Origin of the sequence: Serratia sp. PGPR-27 (assembly GCF_022678525.1) — a bacterium.
Classification (GTDB): domain Bacteria; phylum Pseudomonadota; class Gammaproteobacteria; order Enterobacterales; family Enterobacteriaceae; genus Serratia; species Serratia nematodiphila.
Window position 1 is genome coordinate 20,556 of sequence record NZ_JALBYS010000009.1, and the last position, 23,004, is coordinate 43,559.

At 61.7% G+C, this 23,004-nt stretch carries 15 protein-coding genes and 1 tRNA gene; 3 read left to right on the forward strand and 13 right to left on the reverse strand.

Annotated features, from left to right (window positions below; translation table 11 throughout):
• Window positions 1-62: 62 nt before the first annotated feature.
• The 6 genes from bcsC to bcsR form a co-directional block, all read right to left on the reverse strand.
• On the reverse strand, window positions 63-3,536 hold the full coding sequence (bcsC, locus tag MMS95_RS07115; protein WP_242141516.1) for a cellulose synthase complex outer membrane protein BcsC: 3,474 nt from the start codon (window positions 3,534-3,536) through the stop codon (window positions 63-65).
• Window positions 3,518-4,630, reverse strand: coding sequence for a cellulose synthase complex periplasmic endoglucanase BcsZ (bcsZ, locus tag MMS95_RS07120; protein WP_079007657.1), 1,113 nt, complete (start codon window positions 4,628-4,630; stop codon window positions 3,518-3,520). Before bcsZ ends, bcsC begins: the two co-directional genes overlap by 19 nt.
• Before the next feature lie 5 nt (window positions 4,631-4,635).
• Window positions 4,636-6,924: a cellulose biosynthesis cyclic di-GMP-binding regulatory protein BcsB gene (gene bcsB / locus MMS95_RS07125; protein WP_166444731.1), complete on the reverse strand. Its 2,289-nt coding sequence runs from the start codon at window positions 6,922-6,924 to the stop codon at window positions 4,636-4,638.
• Window positions 6,925-6,986: 62 nt separating this feature from the next.
• Window positions 6,987-9,590 (reverse strand): UDP-forming cellulose synthase catalytic subunit, encoded by a 2,604-nt coding sequence (gene bcsA, locus MMS95_RS07130; RefSeq protein WP_242141517.1) that lies wholly within the window; start codon window positions 9,588-9,590, stop codon window positions 6,987-6,989.
• On the reverse strand, window positions 9,587-10,327 hold the full coding sequence (gene bcsQ, locus MMS95_RS07135) for a cellulose biosynthesis protein BcsQ (RefSeq protein WP_171453137.1): 741 nt from the start codon (window positions 10,325-10,327) through the stop codon (window positions 9,587-9,589). The genes bcsA and bcsQ overlap by 4 nt, the downstream gene beginning before the upstream one ends.
• A 3-nt stretch (window positions 10,328-10,330) precedes the next feature.
• Complete coding sequence (gene bcsR, locus MMS95_RS07140) at window positions 10,331-10,522, reverse strand: cellulose biosynthesis protein BcsR (protein WP_004934148.1); 192 nt, start codon at window positions 10,520-10,522, stop codon at window positions 10,331-10,333.
• 189 nt (window positions 10,523-10,711) lie between these two features.
• Here bcsR and bcsE point away from each other — a divergent pair, with 189 nt between their 5' ends.
• From bcsE to bcsG, 3 genes are read left to right on the forward strand one after another with little or no spacing between them, the layout of a single operon-like run.
• Complete coding sequence (gene bcsE / locus MMS95_RS07145; RefSeq protein WP_099982137.1) at window positions 10,712-12,280, forward strand: cellulose biosynthesis protein BcsE; 1,569 nt, start codon at window positions 10,712-10,714, stop codon at window positions 12,278-12,280.
• Entirely contained in the window at window positions 12,267-12,470 is a 204-nt protein-coding gene (gene bcsF, locus MMS95_RS07150) for a cellulose biosynthesis protein BcsF (RefSeq protein ID WP_004934139.1), read from the forward strand. The genes bcsE and bcsF overlap by 14 nt, the downstream gene beginning before the upstream one ends.
• The gene (gene bcsG / locus MMS95_RS07155; RefSeq protein ID WP_242141518.1) at window positions 12,467-14,122 is read left to right on the forward strand and encodes a cellulose biosynthesis protein BcsG; all 1,656 of its coding nucleotides are present in this window, start codon (window positions 12,467-12,469) and stop codon (window positions 14,120-14,122) included. Before bcsF ends, bcsG begins: the two co-directional genes overlap by 4 nt.
• A gap of 295 nt (window positions 14,123-14,417) precedes the next feature.
• Here the strand turns inward: bcsG and dppF are convergent, their stop codons facing one another.
• The 7 genes from dppF to MMS95_RS07190 form a co-directional block, all read right to left on the reverse strand.
• The gene (dppF, locus tag MMS95_RS07160) at window positions 14,418-15,407 is read right to left on the reverse strand and encodes a dipeptide ABC transporter ATP-binding subunit DppF (RefSeq protein WP_004934133.1); all 990 of its coding nucleotides are present in this window, start codon (window positions 15,405-15,407) and stop codon (window positions 14,418-14,420) included.
• Window positions 15,404-16,384 carry a dipeptide ABC transporter ATP-binding protein gene (gene dppD / locus MMS95_RS07165; protein ID WP_004934132.1) on the reverse strand — a complete coding sequence of 327 codons (981 nt, stop codon included), beginning with the start codon at window positions 16,382-16,384 and terminating at the stop codon, window positions 15,404-15,406. Before dppD ends, dppF begins: the two co-directional genes overlap by 4 nt.
• A gap of 15 nt (window positions 16,385-16,399) precedes the next feature.
• Window positions 16,400-17,302 carry a dipeptide ABC transporter permease DppC gene (gene dppC / locus MMS95_RS07170; protein WP_004934130.1) on the reverse strand — a complete coding sequence of 301 codons (903 nt, stop codon included), beginning with the start codon at window positions 17,300-17,302 and terminating at the stop codon, window positions 16,400-16,402.
• 11 nt (window positions 17,303-17,313) lie between these two features.
• On the reverse strand, window positions 17,314-18,333 hold the full coding sequence (dppB, locus tag MMS95_RS07175) for a dipeptide ABC transporter permease DppB (protein ID WP_004934128.1): 1,020 nt from the start codon (window positions 18,331-18,333) through the stop codon (window positions 17,314-17,316).
• A 170-nt stretch (window positions 18,334-18,503) separates the two neighbouring features.
• Window positions 18,504-20,111 (reverse strand): dipeptide ABC transporter periplasmic-binding protein DppA, encoded by a 1,608-nt coding sequence (dppA, locus tag MMS95_RS07180; protein ID WP_004934126.1) that lies wholly within the window; start codon window positions 20,109-20,111, stop codon window positions 18,504-18,506.
• Between the two features lie 601 nt (window positions 20,112-20,712).
• Window positions 20,713-22,404, reverse strand: a complete 1,692-nt coding sequence (locus MMS95_RS07185; protein WP_004934124.1) for a glycosyl hydrolase family 18 protein — start codon at window positions 22,402-22,404, stop codon at window positions 20,713-20,715.
• A gap of 424 nt (window positions 22,405-22,828) precedes the next feature.
• A tRNA-Pro gene (locus MMS95_RS07190) sits at window positions 22,829-22,905 on the reverse strand.
• Window positions 22,906-23,004 lie beyond the last annotated feature (99 nt).

Genomic DNA, 23,004 nt, shown 5'->3' on the forward strand with positions numbered 1-23,004 from the left:
CGACCCGGACACAGGGTAACAAAACTCCCCGGTGTCCGACACTCCGAATCTTCCCCTCCCGGCTACTTGAAGTCGGCGTATGGCGTCAGCGGCTGCGGCGGCAAATCGAGATCCCCTTGCCAGCCGGCCAGGGAATAACGCAGATAAATCAACGCGTGGCTCGGCGTATAGTCCTTCGCCTGTTGGATATCGATGCCGGCGCCGAGCGTCCAGTGCGAACTGAGACGGCGTTCGACGATCGCCCGCAGGGTATAACCGACGCCGCTCGAAGAGCTGCCGTCCTCGACGGCGAACTTATCGGGCAACGAATCCGGGATCAGCCCCTGCAGCGGATAGCGGCGCTGGCTGTCGGTCTTCGAATGGGACAGCGAAACCGAACCGCCCAGCTCCCACGACCAGTTTTCGGTGCGCTGGCGGTAGTTGACCGGCAGCGACAGCGACAGATATTGCTGCGGGCTGTAATAGCCGCCCTGCCCCAGCGAATAGCCGCTCAAATCCTTCTGGTAGTGCCACAGCATGGTATTGAGCCCGACGCTCAGGCGGCGATTGTCTTCGTTGATCAGCTTGTAGTAGTAACCGGCCATCAACCGCTGCCGCTGGTTGTCCGCCACGTTCTTGCCGGTAATCTGGTGCGCGCTGAGATCGGCCCAGACGCCGTTCGCCTCGCCGCGATCGTAGCTGGCGCTCAGGCTGACGCCGGTAGCGCGCACGCCGCCCCAGGTGATGCCGGTATTCGGGTCTTTGGCGCCGCCGAACGCCAGCAGCGAGCTGGAGATCGGCCGTCGCGAGGCCGCCAGCGTCCAGCCGATGTGGTTCCAGTCACCGCTGTAGGCCAGGCCGCCGGTCCAGTCGACCACCTCAAAACCCATCGGCGTCGTGCCGATGTCGGCGGCCCAGCGATCGTTTTTCCAGCCGGCCGCCACGCTGGTGCCGGTGGTTTTCTGGTGTTCATCGCCGCGGCACCCTTGTGTGTGGCAGGTGCCGAAGGTTTCGTAGTATTTGCCGCTGCCGTCGGTCGAGAAGCGGCCGGCATCCAGCTGCACGGTGTCGGTGCGCAAGAAGGCGCGCCCGTCATGCAGCGGCATGTCCACCTGCAGCATGGTATCGTGCGCGTTGAAGTCGGAGATGCCGCCGGTGCCGCTCGAGCGCCAGTAATCGTGATCGAGCGTGACGTTCACGTCTTGCTGTCGATACAGATCCGCGGCGTCGGAGCGGATGCCGCGTTTCAGCCAGTCGTCGCTCGGATTATTGCGCGTCAAATAGGTGTAGCTGTCATTATCCTGCGGCAGCGTCGGCGTGATGCCGCTGGCCACCATCGCCTGGCGGTAATCCTGCTGCGCCCGTTCAGGCTGTTGCTGAGTCCGCTCCAGCCGGGCGGCATCACGGTAAACTAGCGCCTTGGTCTGTCCGACGGGCTCCGAAGCCGCCGCCGTTTTCAGTCGGTCGAAGATAGCTTCGGCCTGCTGCGGATCGCCGACCGCCCCCCAGGCGTTGGCGACTCGCCGCTGGCTGTTGAGCGAAGCGTCTTGTGGCTGCGGTTCGGTTTTAAGCCGTTGACGCGCCGCGTCCAGATCCCCCTGCGCTACATAGGCTTCGATCTCGCCCAGCTGCGCATCCGGGTTGTTCGGCTCACGCCGTTTCACCCGCTGATAGTCGTCCAGCGCCGCCGCATACTCCCCGCGCGCCAGTGCCCAGTCGGCCAGCAGCAAATCGATGCGCGTGTCCGCCGGCTGCCGGCGCAGATAGGCTTCCGCCGCCGGTTCGTCACCGGCCGCCCGCAGCCGTTCGGCATGCTCGATTACCGCCTGCATTTTCAGCCGCTGCGCCAGCTCGCGCATGTTGTCGTTCCACTGTGCCGCAGGCAGCGTATTGAGTTGTGCCAGCGCCTGCCTGTCGCGATCGCTGCCGGAAAGATAGAGCGCATAGGCGTAGGTCAGCTGCGGATTGGCATGTTGGCGCTGCGCCAGCTGCCGGAACAGAGCGTCTGCCTGCTGCGGCTGCCCGGCCTGACGCAGCGCCTGCGCATAGCGATAGGTCAGCCAGACGTCGTCGGGATCCATCGGCTGAGCGCGGCGATAGATTTCCGCCGCCTGCTGCCACTGCTGCTGTGCCGCCAGCGTCTCCGCCTGCTGCTTCAACATATCGAGCCGCAGTCCGTCGAGGGTGCTGCGCAGCTTGGCCTGTTGGCTGCGCGGCAGGCCGTTGAGGTAGGCCAGCGCTTTTTCCGGCGACTGGCGCTGATAGATATTCACCAGGCCGCGCAGCGCGCTGCCGTTGCCGGGATCGCGTCGCAACGCCTGCTGATAAAACCCTTCCGCCGCGGCGTCATCCTTGCTCGCCACCGCCACATCGCCCAGGCCGATGAACGCATCGCCGTCGCTGTCGTCGAGCTGACGCGCCTGCTGATATTTCTGCCGGGCCAGCGAGAGATTGCCGGCCTTCAGCGCCTTGTCGCCCTCGTCGATCGCCAGCCAGTAGCCGGTGCTCTTGATCAGGCTCTGCCATTTGCCGCTGTCGTAGCCGTTCTTGTCGGCCGCCAGCGCCTGGCGAAACAGCTTCAGCGCCTGTGGGCGATTGCCGGCGCGCGAATAGGCCTGGCCGAGCGCGCCCAGCACCTCGGCGTCGTTCGGCGCCGCCGCCAGCGCCTTTTGCAATTCAGGAATAGCCGCCCGGCTGCCGCCTTTATCCACCTGCGCCAGGCCGCGCACCCGCGCCTGATAGGCCGGATCGGCCAGCAGCTTCTGCTGTCTGGCCAGCTCTTCGCGGGCGCTGGTCGCCTGATCGCCGGTGTCGAACACGCCGAGGAAGCGGTTGAGCGCCGCCACGCTTTGCGCGCTGACCGGCATCGCTTTGACCTTGTCCAGCCACAGATCGGCGGCATCGCCGCGCCCGGCCGGATCGGCGGCGATCTTCTGCAGCAGTTCATAGGCCTGCGCGTCCTGATTCTGACTGAACAGCATGCGCGCCAGCGACATGCGCAGCGCCACATTGCCTGAATATTGCTGATCCAGCGCCTGCAGCTGCTTTAACGCCTTCGCCTCCTGCCCCGGCAAACGCGCCACCAGCCGCCAGTATTCGACCGCCAGATCGAGCGTCGGCGGCTCGCCGTGAAACAACGCATCGTACTGCGCCTTGGCCTCCGGCAACCGGCCGGCGGTCGCCATCAGGCGCGCCTGCTGCAGCTTTTGCCGGGTTTCCGGCTGGGTCAGCAGCATGTTCATTTGCGCCTGGCGATAGGCGCTGGACTGCGGCGCGAGGGTTTTCAGCTTGTCCAGCTGCTGCTGCGCCAGCGCCATGTTGCCCTGCCGCAGCGCCAAACGCATGCGCGCGGCGATCACGTCCGGGTTGTTCGGATCCATCAGCTCGAGCCGGTACAGCGACTGGCGCACCAGATCGTCCTTGTTGCCGGCCTCACCAATGCGCACCTGTTCCAGCAGCCACTGTTCCGGGGCCACGGCCTCCGCAGCGCGCGCCTGCGGCAGCATCGCCAGGCTCAGCGGAATCAAACTCAGCCAGTTTATTTTGAAGTTGTGCATTGGCCGTCCCACGAGGGTTGCAATTCACCCTGACGATTAAAGCGATAACGTTGTTGATCCCATCCCTGACCGAACAGCGTCAGCGAAGCGCTGAAATAGGCGTCGTCACCCGGCGGGTGCTCGCTGATGCGCTGCCGCTGCACCGCCAGCGCTTCAGCCTGCGTCGCCAGCATCGGCAGCACAGAAGCGGAGAAACCGACCGGGCCATCGCCGGTGGTTTTGCCGCTGGCGGTATCGGTTTTCTCCGGCGGAACGCCCTGTTTGGCAGTGAGCTGCGCCATCGGCTGGAAGCGTTCAAGCAGCGCCGCCTTGTGCTCATCGTCGTCCGCCAGCATGCCGGCCCACAGATAAACCCGAATGGCGTCGTAGCTGCCGACGTTCGGCTTGACGGTGTCCGGCTGCCAACCGGCGCCGACCCGCCACACCACCCAATCCGGTGAGAAACCGTGCGGCGCGGTGTCCAGCCACAGCCGTTGATTGACCTCGCGCATCGCGCGCCATGGGCCGTTCAGCGCCGCAAAACGCGCCAACAGCTGCGGTGGCAGGTAGCTGGGATTCAGCCGCCAGCGATCTTCCGCCACGAACCCGACTTTGCCCGGCAGCAGCATCAGGCCCAGGCCGGGAATGTCGGCCACTTCCTCGCGGCCGATGCGTTGCAGCAGCAGCGTCCCCAGGGTTTGATAACGCCGGCTTTTCCACAGGCGGCCGGCTTCGAGCAGGTTGTAAGCGATCCACAGATCGGCGTCCGACGCCGAGTTGGCGTCCAGCACCTTCCACTGCTTATCGTCGCTCTCGCCCCACAGCCAGGCGGGCAAACGGGCGCTGAGATCGCCCGCCGCCAGATTGTTCTCCGTCCAGGTCAACAACAGATCGAAGGCCGGCCGGTCGTTGGCCACCAGGGCGAAAAACAGGCCGTAACTCTGCCCCTCGGAGGTGGTGATTTTGTTCGGGCTGCTCGGATCGATCACCCGCCCCTGCGGGCTGATGTAGAACTGCTTGTACTGTTGCCAGCCCGGCCACTCGCAGGCCGCCGCCGCGCTGAAAGCGCACAGCAGCAGCATGCCGAGCGACAGGCGTTGCAGCATCGCGTTCACCGCCGTCAATCCCGATCTTCAGGCGCCAGACGCCGCCGGCTGAAGGCCTTCAGGCCGCGCCACAGCATCAGCCCCAGGATCACCACCAGCACCACCGCGAGCACCGCCAACAGAACAGGGTGGGTGGAGAGGGCATACCACAGCCGCTCCCACCACGGCAGGTGGCCGACATAGTAAACATCGCCGACGCGCAAGCTGTTGACCCCCGATTCGCGGATCACCGCCACCGAGCCGAACACCGCGGCACGTTTGCCGCTGTCCAGCAGGGCATTGTTCAGCAACTCATAGCCGCGCGGGCTGTCCGCCAGCAGCGCCACGATGCTGCGCTGATCGTTGAACGGCGATTGCACACCGATGATCGCCGACATTGCGCCCTCGGAGCTGACGGTGGTCTTGCTGTCCGGCTTGGCGTCCTCCGCCAGCAATTCCGCGCTCGGCAACGGCGGTTGGCGCGTCGGCTGCTTCACCCAGCTTTGAGTGGCGTCCACCAGCAGGCTGATTTTCTTGTCGTCGCGCAACGCCGGCGGAATGGTGCCGATCATCAGGATATCGTCGTCACGATCCTTGGCCTGCGACCAGTCGTCGCTCAGCGTAAAGGCCAGCGCCGGGTAGCCGGTTTGCGCGCCGATCACGCCGAGCGCGTTCAGCAGCGCGCTGACCTGCGCCGGCTGCGGTTTCTGGTTCACCAACACCAGCGTTTGCGACAGATCCGCCAGGCGGCTGAACGGGAAGCCGGCGTTGGCGAAGGCGCGCAAATCCGGCATCGCCATAAAGTGGCGATAGCCGGAGAAATCGATGGTGGACGCGCCGTCGATCACCGCGTGGTTTTGCGTGAAGGAGTAGGTTTCGCAGCGCCCTTCCGCGCCGCTGGCCAGCAGCGTGGTGTAGTCAAAGTCAAAGCGCAGCTGGTTGGTGGCGCCCAGCCGCAACGCCGGGATGCTGACGTTCCTGTCGGAGTCGAGCAGCCCCTGCGTCAGCGGCAGGCGCAGCAGCTGCGCGCCCTGCTCGTGTTCCGGCACCAGCGAGTAAGCCTGCACGAACTGGTTGTTCAGGCTGACGCTCAGCCGCGAACCGTCCTGAATGCGCGGCGCGGTATAACGGTATTTCAGGTGCATGTCGATGCCGGTGCTGCGGATCAGGAACAGATCCGGCGGCAGGTTCATGGTCAGCGAAATCGGGCCGGGTTCGATGCCGCTGGTTTGCAGCTGTTCGGCATATTGCTGCAGCTCGGCGAAGGTCATCGGCCGATCGGTGCGCACCCAGTTCGGCGCGTCGTAAGGCTGGCGCGCCGCGAGCTGTTCCACCTTGTCCACCGTCACGTTCTGGCCGCGGAACAGGATGTTACCCTGCGCGATGCCCTTCACCGCGGTGATCAAATCGTTGTCGTCACGCCCCTGAATCAACAGCAGTTTGACGTACGGATTGTCGGGGTGGCTGATCATCTCCACCGTCGGGCCGTTGACCGCCGGATAATCGAGCAGGAAATCCGGGCGCTGCGAGTTGGTGGCGAACACCACCGCGTGCTGCGCCGGCAGCGCGTTATACAGCGTCGGGAAGGATTGCCCGCGCCACTGCGCCTTGCTGCCGAACCAGGAGGCCAGAATACCCGCCGCGCGCTGCTGGGCGAGATCAGGCTGGCCGGCGAATACCATCGGCAGCGTCAGCGGCCGATTGTCGCGGCTGTCGAAGAACGGCTCAGGGAAGTGCGACAGCTCGTTTTTCACCGGCAGCGTCTGGAAACGCAGCTTCAGCGCGCTGGACTTGCTGACGTCGAGCCACAGCGAAGTGCTGGCCGGGTTTTCGCAGATGTTCTGATAATGGCCGACAAACACCAGCCGGACGCGGTTAAAATCGGTGATATAGCGCGGATCGATCGCCATCTGGATGCGATTGGGCTTGCCCAACTGCTCCTTGGCGATCGTGGTCACGCCCATCAATTCGTCGTTCAGATAGATTTTGACGTGCGACTCGACCGGGATCAGCGCCGGCGACGGCGTAAATTCCAGGTCGAGCATCGCCTGCGAGACCACCTCATCGCTGCGCACGCCGAATTCGATCTGCCCGTCCGGCCGGGTGCCGCGCAGAACAAAGGTGCCCGGCGGCGGCGCTATCTGCGCGAACGGCAGCGACACGTCGCGCACCGGCGCATTCGGATCCTGCGGCGCGGTCGCCGTATCGGCCGCCGCGGCGATCGGCGGCTGGGCCGCCACGGTCGGCGCGGTGGCGGTTTCGGCCTGCGACAGGGTGCTGATGCCTAAGGCCAGAGCAGTTAACCAGGTTATTTTTCTCGTCATCGTATCATCATCAATGTTGGAGCCTGTTCACCGGGCGAGTGAGCGGGCGGTTGAACTCGCAGCTAACCCACGGTTTCTTGTTGACCCAAGGTCGGATCCCTGCCGACGCCGCGCGGAATAAACGACACTACCCAGGCGGTCAGCGAAGTGACCCCGACCAGCAGGCCGCGCACCAGCGGCGGCGCGTAGTCCGCCATGCGCACATAGCCGCGGAAGCCCAACGCCAGCACGTCGCGCAGGCTTTCGATCGGCCGGTCTTCAGGGAACCCGTCCTGCCACAGCGCCCAGGTATCGGCGCGGGCGAAGGTGCACTGAATGAAATCGATGTGTTCACGGGTGGAGAGACTGACCAGACGCACCCCCACCTTGTTGCCGAAGGCGCGCGTCACCACACAGGGGAAGCTGTACTCCTGCTGGCCGCGCTTGAGCAACAGCGAGGCCTTGTCGCCGTCTTTCAACGCGTTTTCCACTCGCATCTCAATGCCCACGCCGCCGTCGGAGTAATCGCGCAGCGTGCAGGGGTAGAGGTGGCCATCGGCACGCGCGATCGCCGCCGGCATGGCGATCTCCACGCGGTGCGCCTGGCGCACCTGCTTGGCCTCCACCGCCACCGCCACCGCGCCGCCGAGAATGGTCATGTTGTACAGCACCCACACCAGGCTGATGATCACCGTCATCACCTCGTCCGTCGGGCCATAGGCCAGCCGCCAGGCGCCGAACGCCAGCCCAGCCAGGTTAAGCACCACCAGGAACATGTAAGGCCGGGTGATCACCCAGTCTACGTGCTCCTCTTCCACCAGGCCGCCTTTGGCGGTGACGTTGAATTTGCCCTTGTGCGGATTGAACAGCGCTACCGTCGTCGGCCGCGCGATATACCAGGCCAGCACCGTTTCATAGATCTCGCTCCAGAACGAATGGCGGTATTTCCCCTGGATGCGCGAGTTGGTCAGGCTGGCGTGGATCATGTGCGGCAGCACATAAAGCGCGATCGCCAGCGCTGGCGCGAAGATGATGTAGGCATGCAGCAGTAAAAACGCCAACGGCGCGGTGAGGAAGATCAGCCGCGGAATGCCCGACAGGAAGTGCAGCATGGCGTTGGCGTAGCACAGGCGCTGCGCCAGTTTCAGCCCCTTGCCCAGCAGCGGGTTGTCGAGCCGGAAGATCTGCACCATGCCGCGCGCCCAGCGAATGCGCTGGCCGATGTGCGCCGACAGGCTTTCGGTCGCCAGCCCGGCGGCCTGCGGAATGCGGATATAGGCCGAGGTGTGCCCGCGCCGGTGCAAACGCAGCGAGGTATGGGCATCTTCGGTGACGGTTTCCACCGCGATGCCGCCGATCTCGTCCAGCGCGCTGCGGCGCAGAATGGCGCAAGAGCCGCAGAAGAAGGTGGCGTCCCACATGTCGTTGCCGTCCTGCACCAGCCCGTAGAACAAAGTGCCTTCGTTGGGCGTCTGGCGGAAGCGGCCGAGGTTGCGCTCGAACGGATCCGGCGAGAAGAAGTGGTGCGGGGTCTGCAGCATCGCCAGCTTTTTGTCTTTGAAGAACCAGCCCATGGTCAGCTGCAGGAAGGAGCGCGTCGGCACGTGGTCGCAGTCGAAAATCGCCACGAACTCGCCGGTGGCCTGCTTCAGCGCATTGTTGATGTTGCCGGCCTTGGCGTGTTCGTGGGTCGGCCTGGCGATGTATTTCACCCCCACTTCGGCGGCGAACGCCCGGAATTCGGGGCGATTGCCGTCGTCGAGGATATAGATGTTCACTTTCTCTTTCGGCCAGTCGATGCCCAACGCCGCATAGAGGGTGGGCTTCACCACCCCGAGGTCTTCGTTGTAGGTCGGCACCATCAGATCGATGGTCGGCCAGGTGGCGCTGTCTTCGGGCAACGGCACCGGCTGGCGGTTAAGCGGCCAGATGGTCTGGAAATAGCCCAGCACCAGCACCACCCAGGCGTAGGTTTCCGCCACCAGCAGCAACAGGCCGCACACCAGGCTGAGCGGATCGTCCCAGTTCAGCGTGGCGGTATAACGCCACCACAGGTAACGACAGGACACGGTCAGCGACAGCACGATCAGCATCAGCGCAGGCAAACGCCCCGGCACCCGGCGCACCACCATCGCGATCCCCCACAGCAGCACGACGAACACGAACTGCGCCGACAGATCGAACGGCTGCGAAATGCACAGTATGGCGAGGATCGCCGCCAGCACGCCGACCAGAATAAACAGCGCGCGTCGCATGCCGCGGTTCATGCGGCCGAGGCGCTCTACCGAACGCTGTTCCACGCCGGCGTTTTTCAGCCGTTGCGGCAGGCTATGCAGCCAATCGGCGTAGCGCTGCTGCAGCCGCCGCCACCCGGCGAAATAGTCGCGCGGCACCGGCGCGCGACCGCTGCGAAACAGCAGCAGCCACAGGCCCTGCAGCAGATAGCGCAGCGCATCCGCCGGGCGCGGGCGTTCGGCGGACAGATGCGGGAACCAGTAAGCGCGGCCGACGCGCACGCGCTGCCAGGCCGGTGACTCGAAGCGCAGCAGCATCCACCCCAGCGCCACCAACAGCGTGGCGAAAAAGGCGGTCAGCGCCGACGCGCCGTTGCGGCGATAGCCGCGGTAGCGCGCCTGCACCGCCTGACGCACCGGCGGTACCAGCAGCAGGCTCAGCACCCGGCTCATGGGGCAACGCCCCGTTTGAGGTTGATCAGGCACCAGTTGGCCAGCGTCAGCACTTCATCCGCCGCCAGGCTCTCGGGGCGATACTCGCCCAACGGCTGTTTGACCGCCAGCGCTTCCGCCAACGCTTCGTCGCGGTGGATCACCACCGGCAGCAGGCCGCTCAGGGTTTGCAGCCACAGCTGATGCAGATCCTGCTGCAGCTGGCTGGCGGAGGAGTAGTGATTGACCAGGAAACGGCAGTCATTCGGCAGCGTCTGTTGATGGAGCCGCACCTGACAGTTGGCATCGGGGTTCAACAGCACGAACACGCTGTCGGCAAGCTGCAGCGCCTGCTGCGCCAGCACGCCGTCCCCGACCGGGACATCCAGCAGGATCCAGCGCTGCGGATCGCCGGCGATCAGTTGGCGCAGGTTGTCGCGCCAGCGTTCCGGCTGTTGCCGACACTGGTGCTGCACTTCCAGCCGTTCCGCCCCATTCAGGCGGCCAAAAGGCAGAAAGTCGAGGTTTTCACAATAACGCAGCGCGCCTTCCTGCCAAACGCCGCCATCCTGCTCCGCGCGGGCCCAGCCGCGCGCCAGCTCGAACGGGGTGTTGAAATGCAAGCGCAGCAGATTATCCGGCGTGAAGTCGATCGCCAGCACCGACTCACCCAGCTGCTGCAACGCCCAGGCGAGCGCCGCCGTGACCGAGGTCGTCCCCATTCCACCCCGCAACCCTTGCAGCGCGAGCACCGGCATAGATCAGTGGCTCCCCGTGGTCTGCGCCAGTTCGGCCAACAGTGGCCAGCGCGTCATCATTTGCGTTAACCGCTCCTGCCGCGAAATATCGACATAGCGTAATTTCGGCAATGAAAAAGCCTGGCTGAGCGCCTGCAGGTCATCCTGGCTCTCCCCAGGCGCCGCTGCACGAAAATGGGTGGGTGCGTTATTCATTCTTCCGCCTTGGCGAAAATAGGCTATGTTAATTAACTATAGCAACGATACAAAAAGAGAGAGGCAATAAGATGATTCTCAACAAATATTGTTTAAGAGCGTCGGAGATTTGTTATTGCCAGCGTAAAAATGGCTATCTTTAAATATAAACGCCTTTAGTCGGCTTTCAACGAAAGTAGAACACATCCTATGGCGCACTCTTTTTCTCTAGGCATTCGGCAGATTTGGGAAGAGCTGTCGGTGATGCAGGCCCCCGGTCTTTATTGGATCAATATCGACAGGCAAAGCGACGCCGCGCTGCTGTGTCGCCAGGTCATCGCCGCTCAACCGGCCACCCACAAAGCCGCCCTGATCTGCAGCGGAGACAAACCCGAGCGCCTGCTGGCCGAGCTGGCTGCACCCGCGTTGCAGAAGCTGCCGCTGTATCAATTACCGGAGAAAAAAGCCGCGCTGACACAGTTGAACGACGATCTGATGCGCGCCCTGCGGCCGCAAAATCGCTTACTTATCCTGCTGGCCCACGCCAGCCTGTGGCAAACCTTCACCACCGAAGAGCTGCGCGAGTGGACGCGCACCCTCGCCGCCTGGCTGCGGCGGCAGGGCTGTACGCTATTGATCCTCAGCCACGGCGGCGGCATCAATAAGCTCAAAGGGCAGCTCAGCGCACAGCACCGCATCCTGAACGGCCTGTCCAGCCTGCAATGGCAGCAGGACAGCGCGCAATACCTGGTGAACTGGTGGAGCACCGAAAACGGCATCAACGCCAACCAGCTGCTGACCTTGTATGCGGCGGAAGGCGGCTGGCAGGGCGAGGATGAAAATAGCCAACCCTCCCCCACCGCCTTACGCAGCGACGAAAGCCAGTATCTGGCCGAGCGCAGCATCCTGGAAGGCGCGCCGCCGCTGTCCGCCAATTGGCAACTGCTGGAGAGCAACGACGAACTGGCGCAGCACGGCATGCTGAGACTCTCGGCGACGTTGATTTTCGCGTTGTATCAAAGCGACCAAATCGATCATCTGGCGCACCAGATCCACACCCTGCGCCGCAGCCGCGGCAACGGCCTGAAAATCGCGGTGCGCGAGATGAGCGCCAGCCTGCGCTACAGCGACGAACGGCTGCTGCTGGCCTGCGGCGCCAACCTGATCGTGCCGCACGTCGCGCCGCTGTCGCGTTTTCTGACCATGCTCGAGGGCATCCAGGGGCAGCGCTTCTCACGGCATGTGCCCGCCGACATCGATGCGCTGCTGGCCGGGCTGCGTCCGCTGCAGCTCAAAGGTTACATGCGGCCGGAAGCGTTCAGCCAAGCGGTGCTTTCACTGATGAGCAACACGCTGCTGCCTGAGGACGGCAAAGGCGTGATGGTGGCGTTGCGCCCGGCCACCGGTCTGCGCGCCGAACAGGCGATGACCCTGTGCCACCTGCGGCGGTTCGGCGACGTGATGACCGTGGTGCAGGGGCGGCTGGTGCTGTTCCTTTCCACCTGCCGCATCAACGATCTGGATACCGCGCTGAAGTTCATCTTCCGCCTGCCGGTGGATGAAGCCTTCAGCAACCGGGTGGTGTGGCACCAGGACGTCGATATCATTTCGGAAATCAAACGCATGGCCCAGGGGCGCTGGCAGATTTCGGCCACCGGCACCGCCGGTGCCGCGCCGCGCCCCCGCGTGGCGGCGGCCGAGGTGCCCGCGGAACGGCGGCAGCCGGTCGCCTTCACGCTGCCGCTTGGCCCGCAGGAGGAACCGCATGCTGAACCTTAACGACATCGTGCAACTGATCCTGCTGTGCGCGCTGATCTTCATTCCGCTGGGCTACGCCTTTCACCGGCGTTTTCCGCATTTGCGTCAATACTGGCAAAACCTGTTGTTATCGCCGCGCTATTTGAAATCCGCCGGTTTATGGGTGCGCACAGGCTCCTCATCTCAGATTAAACGTAAGAAGCAGCCATGAATCCAAACTCGAAGACGCAATCCGATAACGCTCTGTGGCGCTACTGGCGCGGGCTGGGCGGCTGGAACCTCTACTTTCTGGCCAAATTCGCCCTGCTGTGGTTCGGCTACCTGAATTTCCACGCGCTGCCGAACCTGGTGTTCATGGCGTTTCTGCTGATGCCGATCCCTTCGCAACGCCTGCATCGCTGGCGCCATTACCTCGCTATCCCGATCGGCATCGCGCTGTTCTACCACGACACCTGGCTGCCGGGCATCAACAGCATCCTCAGCCAGGGCTCGCAGCTGGCTGGCTTCAGCGCCCAGTATCTGTTGGAGCTGATCAACCGCTTTATCAACTGGCAGATGATCGGCGCGGCCTTCGTGCTGTTTATCGCCTACCTGTTCGTCGCACAGTGGGTGCGCGTCACGGTGTTCACCGTGGCGGCGCTGGCGTGGCTCAATATCGTCAACATCGCCGGGCCGGCGGTTTCACTGCTGCCCGCCACTTCCACGGCTGCCGCCGGCGGCGCCAATACCCCGGCCACATCAGCGCCGGCGGCGGGGGACGCTGCGCCGGCAGACAGCCTGCCGCCGACCAGCGCCAACCTGACGGCCTACCTGAACCAGTTCTACGAGCGGGAAAAAGGCCGCGCCACCGCGTTCCCGGCCACTTTGCCCGCCGACGCCCAACCGTTCGATCTGCTGGTGATCAACATCTGTTCGCTGGCCTGGGCCGATATGGAGGCGGCCAACCTGCAGAATCATCCGCTGTGGTCGAAGATGGACATCATGTTCGACAGCTTCAACTCGGCCACCGCCTACAGCGGCCCGGCCTCGATACGGTTGCTGCGCGCCAGCTGCGGCCAGCTTTCGCATCATGATTTGTACCAGCCGGTGAACCAGCAGTGTTACCTGTTCGACAACCTGGCGAAGCTCGGCTTCAAGCAACAGCTGATGCTCGATCACTCCGGAGTGTTCGGCAACTACCTGAAAGAACTGCGTGAACAGGGCGACATGCAGGCGCCGTTAATGTCGCAGGCCGGCATCGGCAACGAGCTGACGTCGTTCGACGGTGAGCCGATTTATAACGATCTGGAATTGCTGACCCGCTGGCTGGATCAGCAGCAAAAAGCCGGAGACGCCCGCACCGCCACCTTCTTCAACGTCATCCCGCTGCACGACGGCAACCGCTTCGTCGGCTCCAACAAGAGCGCCGACTATCAGCCGCGCGCGCAGAAGCTGTTCGATCAGCTGAACACCTTCCTCGATCAGCTGGAAAAATCCGGCCGCAAAGTGGTGGTGGTGATCGTGCCGGAGCACGGCGCAGCGTTGGTGGGTGACAAGATGCAAATGTCCGGCCTGCGCGATATCCCCAGCCCGAACATCACCCATACGCCGGTCGGCATCAAACTGGTGGGCATGAAGGCGCCGCATCAGGGCAGCCCGCTGCAGATCAAAACGCCGAGCAGCTATCTGGCGCTGTCGGAGCTGGTATCACGTCTGGTGGACGGCAAGGTCTTCAGCGAATCCAGCGTCGACTGGCAGGCGCTGACCCAGGGGCTGCCGCAGACCCCGGTCATCTCCGAAAACGACAACGCCATCGTGATGCAATATCAGGGGAAACCTTACATTCGCCTGAACGGCGGCGACTGGGTGCCTTATCCGCAATAAGCGCGGCCTCATCAACCTAAAGCGCGCCGCCGGCGCGTTTTTTTTGGGCTTTTATAACAAAAATGGTGAAGCCGATAGGCCGATATAATGTTGTTAACAACAACCCGTTGAATTCCATAATTCGATTATTATTCTCATGCGAAGATTCTTAGAAAAATAACTCTTATCAGAACTTAATTAGGGAGATAATTAAAATGGCGGACAGTGGTAGTTTTCTACTTATTAACCCTTTGATTAAGTAATAAAAAACGCCGGCGTGATGCCGGCGTGAATTTAAGCGATGACGTTCGACGCTTTACGTCCCCGGATGTTCGTCCTGATCGACCGCAAAGCAGGCCACCATCTGCTCACCGTACTGTTTGAGCTGCGGCTGCAGCTGCACGCAGGTGCCGAAAGCGCGGCGGCAGCGGGCATTGAACGCACAGCCCGGCGGCGGATTCATCGGGCTGGGCAGTTCGCCGGTCAGCTTGATGCGCTCGCGGCGCATATCCGGGTTCAACCGTGGCGTCGCCGACAGCAGCGCCTGGGTGTACGGATGGCGCGGGTTGTTGAAGATCGCCTCTTTGCTGCCCTTTTCCACGCAGCGGCCGAGGTACATCACCATCACCTCGTCGGCGATGTGTTCCACCACCGACAGATCGTGCGAGATGAACACATAGGACAGCCCCAGCTCCTGCTGCAGATCCATCATCAGATTCAGCACCTGCGCGCGCACCGACACGTCCAATGCCGACACCGGTTCATCGGCGATCACCACGTCCGGATTCAACATCAGCCCGCGGGCGATAGCGATACGCTGGCGCTGGCCGCCGGAGAACATGTGCGGGTAGCGGTCATAATGCTCGGTCTTCAGGCCGACCTTCGCCATCATCTCCAGCGCTTTTTCCCGCCGTTCGGCGGCGCTGAGCGACGTGTTGATCAACAGCGGCTCCTCAAGGATCTGCCCGACCTTCTTGCGCGGGTTGAGCGATCCGTAAGGATTCTGGAACACGATTTGGATCTTCTGGCGCCGCAGTTTCTCGGCCGAGACGTCCGGCTTCAGCAGATCCTGCCCCTGGTAATACAGCTCGCCGCCGGTCGGCACTTCAATCATCGTCAGCAGGCGGCCGAGCGTTGATTTGCCGCAGCCCGACTCACCGACTACCGCCAGCGTTTTACCGCGCTCCAGAGTGAACGACACGCCGTCCAGCGCCTTGACCAGCCGCTCCGGCGCGAACAGGCCCTTTTTCACCGGGTAATGCTTCTTCAGGTCAATCGCCTGCAGTAAAGGTTGATTCTGGCTCATACGGTCGGCCTCCCCGCATCATCCAGCGGTGTGTGACATTTAACCTGACGGCCGGGAATGCTGCGCAGTTCCGGCTCCTCGTTACGGCAGCGTTCGTTGGCGTACGGACAACGCGGGTTGAGCAGGCAACCGGTCGGGCGATCGTATTTGCCCGGCACCACGCCCGGCAGCGAAGCCAGCCGCGCCTTGTCGGCGGCGAACTCCGGCAGCGCGCGCAGCAGCGCCTGGGTGTACGGGTGGCGCGGCGCGCGGAAAATCTCCGCCGCCTTGCCGGATTCCACCACCTGGCCGGCGTACATCACGATGATGTGATGCGCCGCTTCCGCCACCAGCGCCAGATCGTGAGTGATCAACAGCAGCGCCATGTTTTCGCGCTGCTGCAGGTCCAGCAGCAGTTCGATGATCTGCGCCTGGATAGTCACATCGAGCGCGGTCGTCGGCTCGTCGGCGATCAGCAGCTTCGGCCGACAGGCGATGGCCATGGCGATCATCACGCGCTGGCTCATGCCGCCGGAAAGCTGGTGCGGGTAGACGTCCAGCCGCGAGGCCGGATCGGGGATGCCCACCTGGGTCAGCAGGTCGATAGCGCGCTGGCGGCGGGTGCGGCGGTTGCCGCCCTGATGCACCTTCAGCGCCTCCATGATTTGGTAACCGACGGTATAGCACGGGTTCAGGCTGGTCATCGGATCCTGGAAGATCATCGCCACTTCGGAGCCCACCAGCTGGCGGCGCTCTTTTTCGGAGATCTTGCGCAGATCCTGGCCGTTGAACTCCAGCTTGTCGGCCATCACCTTGCCGGGGAAATCAATCAGGCCCATGATCGCCAGCGAGCTGACGGATTTTCCGGAGCCGGATTCACCGACGATGCCGACCACCTGACCTTGCTCCACGCTGTAACTGATGCGGTCTACCGCGCGGAACGGGGTGCCTTCGTCACCGAAGTGCACCGAAAGCTTGTCTACATTCAATAACGCCATCTCTCTCGTCCTCTGTTACTGCTTGAGTTTGGGGTCGAGAGCGTCACGCAAACCGTCCCCCATCAGGTTAAATGCCAGCACCGTCAGCAGGATCGCCAGGCCGGGGAAGGTCACCACCCACCAGGCGCTTTGCGCGAACTGCAGCACGTCGGAGAGCATGGTGCCCCACTCCGGCGTCGGCGGTTGCGCGCCCATGCCCAGAAAGCCGAGAGCGGCCATGTCCAGAATGGCGTTCGAGAAACCGAGAGAAGCCTGCACGATCAAAGGCGCCAGGCAGTTAGGCAGAATATTGACGAACATCTGGCGCAGCGCGCCGGCGCCCGCCACCCGCGAAGCGGTGACGTAGTCGCGGTTGACCTCCACCAGCACCGCCGCGCGCGTCAGACGCACATAGTGCGGCAGGGCGACGAAGGTCAGCGCCAGCGAGGCGTTGACGATCGACGGCCCGAATACCGCCACCAGCACCAGCGCCAGCAACAGGCTCGGCAGAGCCAGCATGATGTCGACGATGCGCATGATAATCGCGTCCACCACGCCGCCGAAGTAACCGGCCAGCAGGCCGAATATCACGCCCATGATCAGCGACAGCACCACCACCAGACAGCCGACCAACAGCGACAGGCGCGCGCCGTACATCAGGCGCGACAGCACGTCGCGACCCACGTCGTCGGTGCCGAGGATATATTGCCAGCTGCCGCCTTCTTGCCACACCGGCGGCTTGAGCAGCGCGTCGCGGAACTGGTCCGCCGGCGCATGCGGCGCCAGCACGCCGGCGCCGAGCGCGATCACAAGCATCAGAACGATATACACCAGGCCGACCACGGCCCCTTTATTGCGCTTGAAATAGTGCCAAAACTCCTGAAACGGGGTCATCGGCTTCGGCGCACCTTTAACTGCAGACTCAGTGATTTGAGACATGAGAGCGCCCCTTATTTCTTGTGGCGAATACGCGGGTTGACCACGCCGTAGAGCACGTCTACCAGCAGGTTAACCAGAATGATCATACAGGCGACCAGCAATACCCCGCCCTGCACCACCGGGTAATCGCGGCGCTGCAGCGCGTCGATCAGCCAGCGGCCCAGCCCCGGCCAGGAGAAGATGGTTTCCGTCAGAATAGCGCCGGCCAGCATGGTGCCAACCTGCAGCCCGATCACCGTCACCACCGGCAGCAGCGCGTTGCGCAGCGCGTGGACGACGATCACTCGCATGCGGCTCACGCCCTTGGCGCGCGCGGTGCGGATATAGTCTTCGCCCAACACTTCCAGCATCGAGGAACGGGTCATGCGCACGATCACCGCCAGCGGGATGGTTCCCAGTACGATGGCCGGCAGGATCATGTGCATCACCGCGTCGACGAAGTCGCCAGGCTCGCCCCAGATCAGGGTGTCTATCAGCATGAAGCCGGTCAGCGGCTGGCTGTCGTCGAGGAATACCGTGTCGCTGATGCGCCCCGACACCGGCGTCAGGTTAAGCTGCACCGACACCAGCATGATCAGCATCATGCCCCACCAGAAAATCGGCATCGAATAGCCGGTCAGCGAGATGCCCACCGCGGTGTGATCGAAGACCGAACCGCGTTTGACCGCCGCCAGCACCCCGACCGGGATGCCCACCAGCACCGCGAACAGCATCGCGCAGAAACCCAGCTCCAGCGTGGCCTGGAAGCGCGGAACGAACTCGCTCCAGACGGAGATGCGGCTTTTGAGTGAGGTGCCCAGATCGCCGTGCAGCACGTTGGACACGTAGGAGAAATATTGTTGATAGAGCGGCTTGTCCAGCCCCATTTCCGCCATCAGCTGCGCGTGGCGCTCGGCGGAGATACCGCGTTCCCCGGCCATGATGGTCACCGGGTCGCCGGGGATCATATGGACGAATGCAAAAGTCAGCAACGTAATGCCGATAAACGTTGGGATAACTAACCCCAAACGTCGGAGTATGAACTGCAACATATCCCGAACTCTCTGTATCAATGCCCGGCAGCTCATCGTCCGCCAGGCTTATTAACGCTCACATGCCTTTGAACGATTCGACGGCCATACGCCGGAGACTGGTCAGCAGAGGCGCAAACCTGTTGCGCCCCTGCAAGTCCATTCGTGCGTCTCCGGTAAAGCGGTCGAAATCAGTCTACAGAGACATTCTCGAAGTGATGCTTACCGAGCGGATCCACGACGTAGCCTTTCACTTCCTTACGCACAGGCTCATACACGGTGGAGTGTGCGACAATCAGCGCCGGAGCCTGATCGTGCATCACCACCTGCGCCTGTTTGTACAGTTCGATACGCTTGTCGTGGTTGGATTCGGCGCGCGCCGGTTGAATCAGATCTTCAAACGGCTTGTAGCACCAGCGGGAGTAGTTGGAGCCGTCTTTCGCCGCCGCGCAGCTGAACAGCGTGGCGAAGAAGTTGTCCGGATCCCCGTTGTCGCCGGTCCAGCCCATCATCACCGTCTGGTGCTCGCCCGCTTTGGCGCGCTTGAGGTATTCACCCCACTCATAGGTCACGATTTTGGCTTTCACGCCGATCTTGGCCCAGTCGGCCTGGATCATTTCCGCCATGCGGCGCGCGTTCGGGTTGTAAGGACGCTGTACCGGCATCGCCCACAGATCGATGCTGAAACCGTCGGCCATGCCCGCTTCTTTCAGCAGCTCTTTCGCCTTGGCCGGATCGTAAGCGTAATCCTGCACCGCGTCGTTATAGCCCCACATGGTCGGCGGGATCAGGTTCTTGGCCGCCTGGCCCGCGCCCTGATAGACCGCGTCGATGATCGCCTGCTTGTTGACCGCCATGGTCAACGCCTGACGCACCTTCAGGTTATCCAGCGGCTTTTTCTCGACGTTGAACGACAGATAGCCCACATTCAGGCCCGGCTGTTCCATCAGGTTGATGGACTTGTCCTGCTTCATGCGGGCGATATCGGCCGGGTTCGGATACGGCATCACCTGGCATTCGTTTTTCTGCAGTTTGGCGTAGCGCACGGAGGCGTCAGGCGTGATGGAAAACACCAGGCGATCGATCTTCGGCTTGGTGCCCCAGAAACCGTCGAACGCCTTGTACAGGATCTTGGAGTCTTTCTGGTATTGCAGCAGCTGGAATGGGCCGGTGCCGATCGGATTCAGATCGACTTTCTCCGGCGTGCCGGCTTTCATCATCACGTCAGCGTATTCGGCGGACAGAATGGACGCGAAGTCCATGCCCAGGTCAGCCAGGAACGGCGCCTCCGGGCGGTTCAGCACGAAACGCACGGTGTTGTCGTCCACTTTTTCGATCTTGGCGATCAGCTTTGGCATGTCCATGCCTTCAAAGTATTCGTAACTGCCGCCGGACACTTTGTGATAGGCGTTGTTCGCATCCAACTGGCGTTCAAAGGAGAACACCACGTCGTCGGCGTTGAAATCGCGCGTCGGTTTGAAGTCCTTGCTGCTCTGCCACTTCACGCCTTTGCGCAGGTGGAAGGTGTAGGTTTTGCCGTCTTCGCTGACGTCCCACTTCTCAGCCAGCCCCGGCTGCAGCTCGGTGGTGCCGGTCTTGAATTCGACCAGCCGGTTGTAGATTGGTACCGAGCTGGCGTCATAGGTGGTGCCGGAGGTAAACAGCTGCGGGTTGAACCCTTCCGGGGAACCTTCAGAACAGTAAACCAACGTCTTGGCCTGTACGCTGGCCGCCACGGTCAGCGCGATCAGCCCAATACCGAATTTCAGAATCCCCGATTTACCCAAGGAACGTGTCATCGTTAGTGCTCCATTGTGTGATGTGATGTGTGTAATTGCCGCCAGACCTGTATTTTTTATTGCGTGGCCTGTGCGATCGGCGCCCGAAGGCAGAAGGCGTACGAGGAGAGAATGCCGGATGGAACGCATCGCGGCGGGGACGTCTGAGCGCGTGGAATTCACTCAAACAACTCTCGCTCTTACCCCTGAGGCTATCAAGTTGCCAACTGTTTGGGGTGTCGTCAATATAACCAGTGGGGATTTACGCAGACTGTGAGAAACAGCAAACAAACATAAAAAAAACCTTTTGTTAACAGTTCCAGCATGAAAATTTATGCTAAGCGGCCATTTTTAGCGCATTGGTCTGACCCTCACAAACTTACTGGTTTTTAACTCCGTTAAAAAACGCCAAAACTTTGTTGCTGAATGATGAATATCTGAACGGTTATTTTTGTGATCGCCGTTAAAGACAGGAGGAAATGCTGAAGGATTACCCAAAAGGGTGAGTCCGATGAGCGCGTTTTGCACCGGGCAGAGCCACAATCTGTGCGGCGTAAAAAAACTTTCGGCGGCGAAAAAGCCGGGGGCGAAAGGATATCCCCCGGCAACGCACTGCAACCGATTATTGAACGCCGGCGCTGTTGCCCAGGCTGGCGTTCATGCTGTTGAGAATATCGCCGTTATCCGCGTCGATCTCCCAAGAGAACAAGCCGCCCAGCTGCTTATCCAGCACGTACTTGCCTTTGGCCTGCACCGAGCGGGCATCGTCGAAGGTGATCAGATCGCCGGTGGAAGGCTTGAACACGTATGGCGCTTCTGCCGTGGCGTCGTAGGTGTACTGCCACTCGCCGCTCATGAACTGGCCGGCGATTTGGCGGTAGTCCACGATGCCGTTCTCCCAGGTGCCTTTAACCGGCCCGGTGGCGGTACCGGTGAACGGAATGTTGTTCTGGTAGCCGTTCACCCCGGTCCAGCCGCGGCCATACATGGCGGTGCCGACCACGATTTTGCCCGGCTTGACGCCCTGCGCCAGCAGCGCATTGACGCCGTTCACCGTGGTGTAAGCGGTGTCCGGCTTCCAGGCCGGCGCATTCAGCGCGGTCTGATGCCCCAGGTTCTTCAGATCGAAGGCGCCATAGAAGTCGTAGCTCATCAGGAAAATGTGATCCATCGAGTTCTGCGCAACGTTGTAAGCCACCTTGTCGATCTTGTCCTTGCCGGCGCTGATGGCGGAGGTCAGTTCATATTTGCGGCCGGTTTCCGCCGACAGCTGATCCAGCATCGCCCGCAGCTCCTTCATCAGCAGCACATAGGTTTCCCCGTCCTGCGGGCTGCCCAGGTTCGGGTTGGCGCCTTTGCCGCCCGGGAACTCCCAGTCGATATCCACGCCATCGAAGAACTTCCAGGTCTGCAGGAACTCTTTCACCGAACCGACGAAGCGATCGCGCTTCACCTTATCGCCCATGAAGAAGAACGGGTCGGACAGCGTCCAGCCGCCGATCGACGGCAGAATTTTCAGGTCAGGATGCGCCTGTTTCAGCGCCATCAGCTGGCCGAAGTTGCCCTTGTAGGGGTCATCCCAGGCGGTAACGCCCTTCTGCGCTTTTTGCAGCGCGGCGAACGGATCGTGGATCGAGACTTTGAAGTCCTCGCGGCCCTGGCAGGAGCGCTGCAGCGCCTGGAAGCTGCCTTCGATCTCTTTCAGGCTGTCGTTGATGCCGTTGCCGCCGCAGATCGGGATAAAGCCGTACAGCAGGTGGGTCAGGTTCTGCGCCGGGATCTTGTCGACGGTGAAATTGCGCCCGTAAACGCCCCACTCGACGAAATAAGAACCCACCACTTTGCCGGAGTTCTGTTTATACGGTTTATTCTTTTCCAGCAGCGGCTCTTTCAACGGCGCCAAATGGCTGCCGTCGGTGTCGGCCACCACAATTTCGGTGGCGTCGCTGGCGCTGCAGCCGTCGGCATTGCACAATGCCACCTGCATTTGATAACGGCCGCCTTTATTGACTTTAAAATTCGCCGTACCGGAAGAACCGGTTGACGGGCCGCTCCACGCCTCTTTGCCATTTAATAAAACTTTTGCCGTCGTACCGGTGTCGCCATTCCATAAATTCCAGGAGACCGAAACATCGGCGGCATTTTTTACCTTCACCAAATTATTATAAGCGGTAGCCGCCTGGTCAACTTCAACGATGGCGAACTTGGTGTTGCCCCAGGCGATGGTCGGCTTGCCCGGCGCGGCGGCCTGCGCCGCGGAACACAGCGTGCTGCCGATCAACAGCGCCAATAGCGGTTTATTAAATTTGCGCATAACTGATTCCTTTATTCCGAGAGGATAAACATAAAAGAGTTAATCGTCGCGATGCATTGCCGAAGCGAAAAATCCCGCAATAATCCTCGAAGATTAACGTTAATAAATAATCACGATATTTTCCACGCAGCGGGAATAACATATCCCGCGTTGTCCATTCAGACTATAGGTAAAAAAAATGTGAAAACAAGAGCGCTATAAACCGGGTTTTATTCGGCAAGCATGAATTTATTTAAATATGAGAAAAAGAGCCCAATGGGAATAAGGAGTGTGAATTAATTAAGCGTAAAGGATAAATATATTTCACGAGGACGGTGGATTGACGCACGCCATAAAGCGAAGCCGACCGTATCGGAGGAGGTACTCATCCTCATAAACTGCAGACAAAAAAAAACCTGCTTTAAAAAGCAGGTTTTTCGAATGGTGGTCGGCGAGAGAGGATTCGAACCTCCGACCCACTGGTCCCAAACCAGTTGCGCTACCAAGCTGCGCTACTCGCCGATGCGGGGCGCATCTTACTGCTGGCGGTTATAGGCGTCAATCACTTTTTTGCCCCTGCATTTCAAGTGGTGATAAAAGCGCCATAATACGCTGCGCCGG

Excerpts from the sequence above, each read along its gene's own strand:
- bcsQ (WP_171453137.1), bottom strand. The coding sequence starts at position 10,327 with ATGCCGGTGCTCGCGCTGCAAGGGTTGCGGGGTGGAATGGGGACGACC.
- dppC (WP_004934130.1), bottom strand. The coding sequence starts at position 17,302 with ATGTCTCAAATCACTGAGTCTGCAGTTAAAGGTGCGCCGAAGCCGATG.
- bcsA (WP_242141517.1), bottom strand. The coding sequence starts at position 9,590 with ATGAGCCGGGTGCTGAGCCTGCTGCTGGTACCGCCGGTGCGTCAGGCG.
- bcsG (WP_242141518.1), top strand. The coding sequence starts at position 12,467 with ATGAATCCAAACTCGAAGACGCAATCCGATAACGCTCTGTGGCGCTAC.
- dppA (WP_004934126.1), bottom strand. The coding sequence starts at position 20,111 with ATGACACGTTCCTTGGGTAAATCGGGGATTCTGAAATTCGGTATTGGG.
- bcsE (WP_099982137.1), top strand. The coding sequence starts at position 10,712 with ATGGCGCACTCTTTTTCTCTAGGCATTCGGCAGATTTGGGAAGAGCTG.
- bcsB (WP_166444731.1), bottom strand. The coding sequence starts at position 6,924 with ATGACGAGAAAAATAACCTGGTTAACTGCTCTGGCCTTAGGCATCAGC.
- dppB (WP_004934128.1), bottom strand. The coding sequence starts at position 18,333 with ATGTTGCAGTTCATACTCCGACGTTTGGGGTTAGTTATCCCAACGTTT.
- bcsC (WP_242141516.1), bottom strand. The coding sequence starts at position 3,536 with ATGCACAACTTCAAAATAAACTGGCTGAGTTTGATTCCGCTGAGCCTG.
- bcsR (WP_004934148.1), bottom strand. The coding sequence starts at position 10,522 with ATGAATAACGCACCCACCCATTTTCGTGCAGCGGCGCCTGGGGAGAGC.
- dppD (WP_004934132.1), bottom strand. The coding sequence starts at position 16,384 with ATGGCGTTATTGAATGTAGACAAGCTTTCGGTGCACTTCGGTGACGAA.
- dppF (WP_004934133.1), bottom strand. The coding sequence starts at position 15,407 with ATGAGCCAGAATCAACCTTTACTGCAGGCGATTGACCTGAAGAAGCAT.
- MMS95_RS07185 (WP_004934124.1), bottom strand. The coding sequence starts at position 22,404 with ATGCGCAAATTTAATAAACCGCTATTGGCGCTGTTGATCGGCAGCACG.
- bcsF (WP_004934139.1), top strand. The coding sequence starts at position 12,267 with ATGCTGAACCTTAACGACATCGTGCAACTGATCCTGCTGTGCGCGCTG.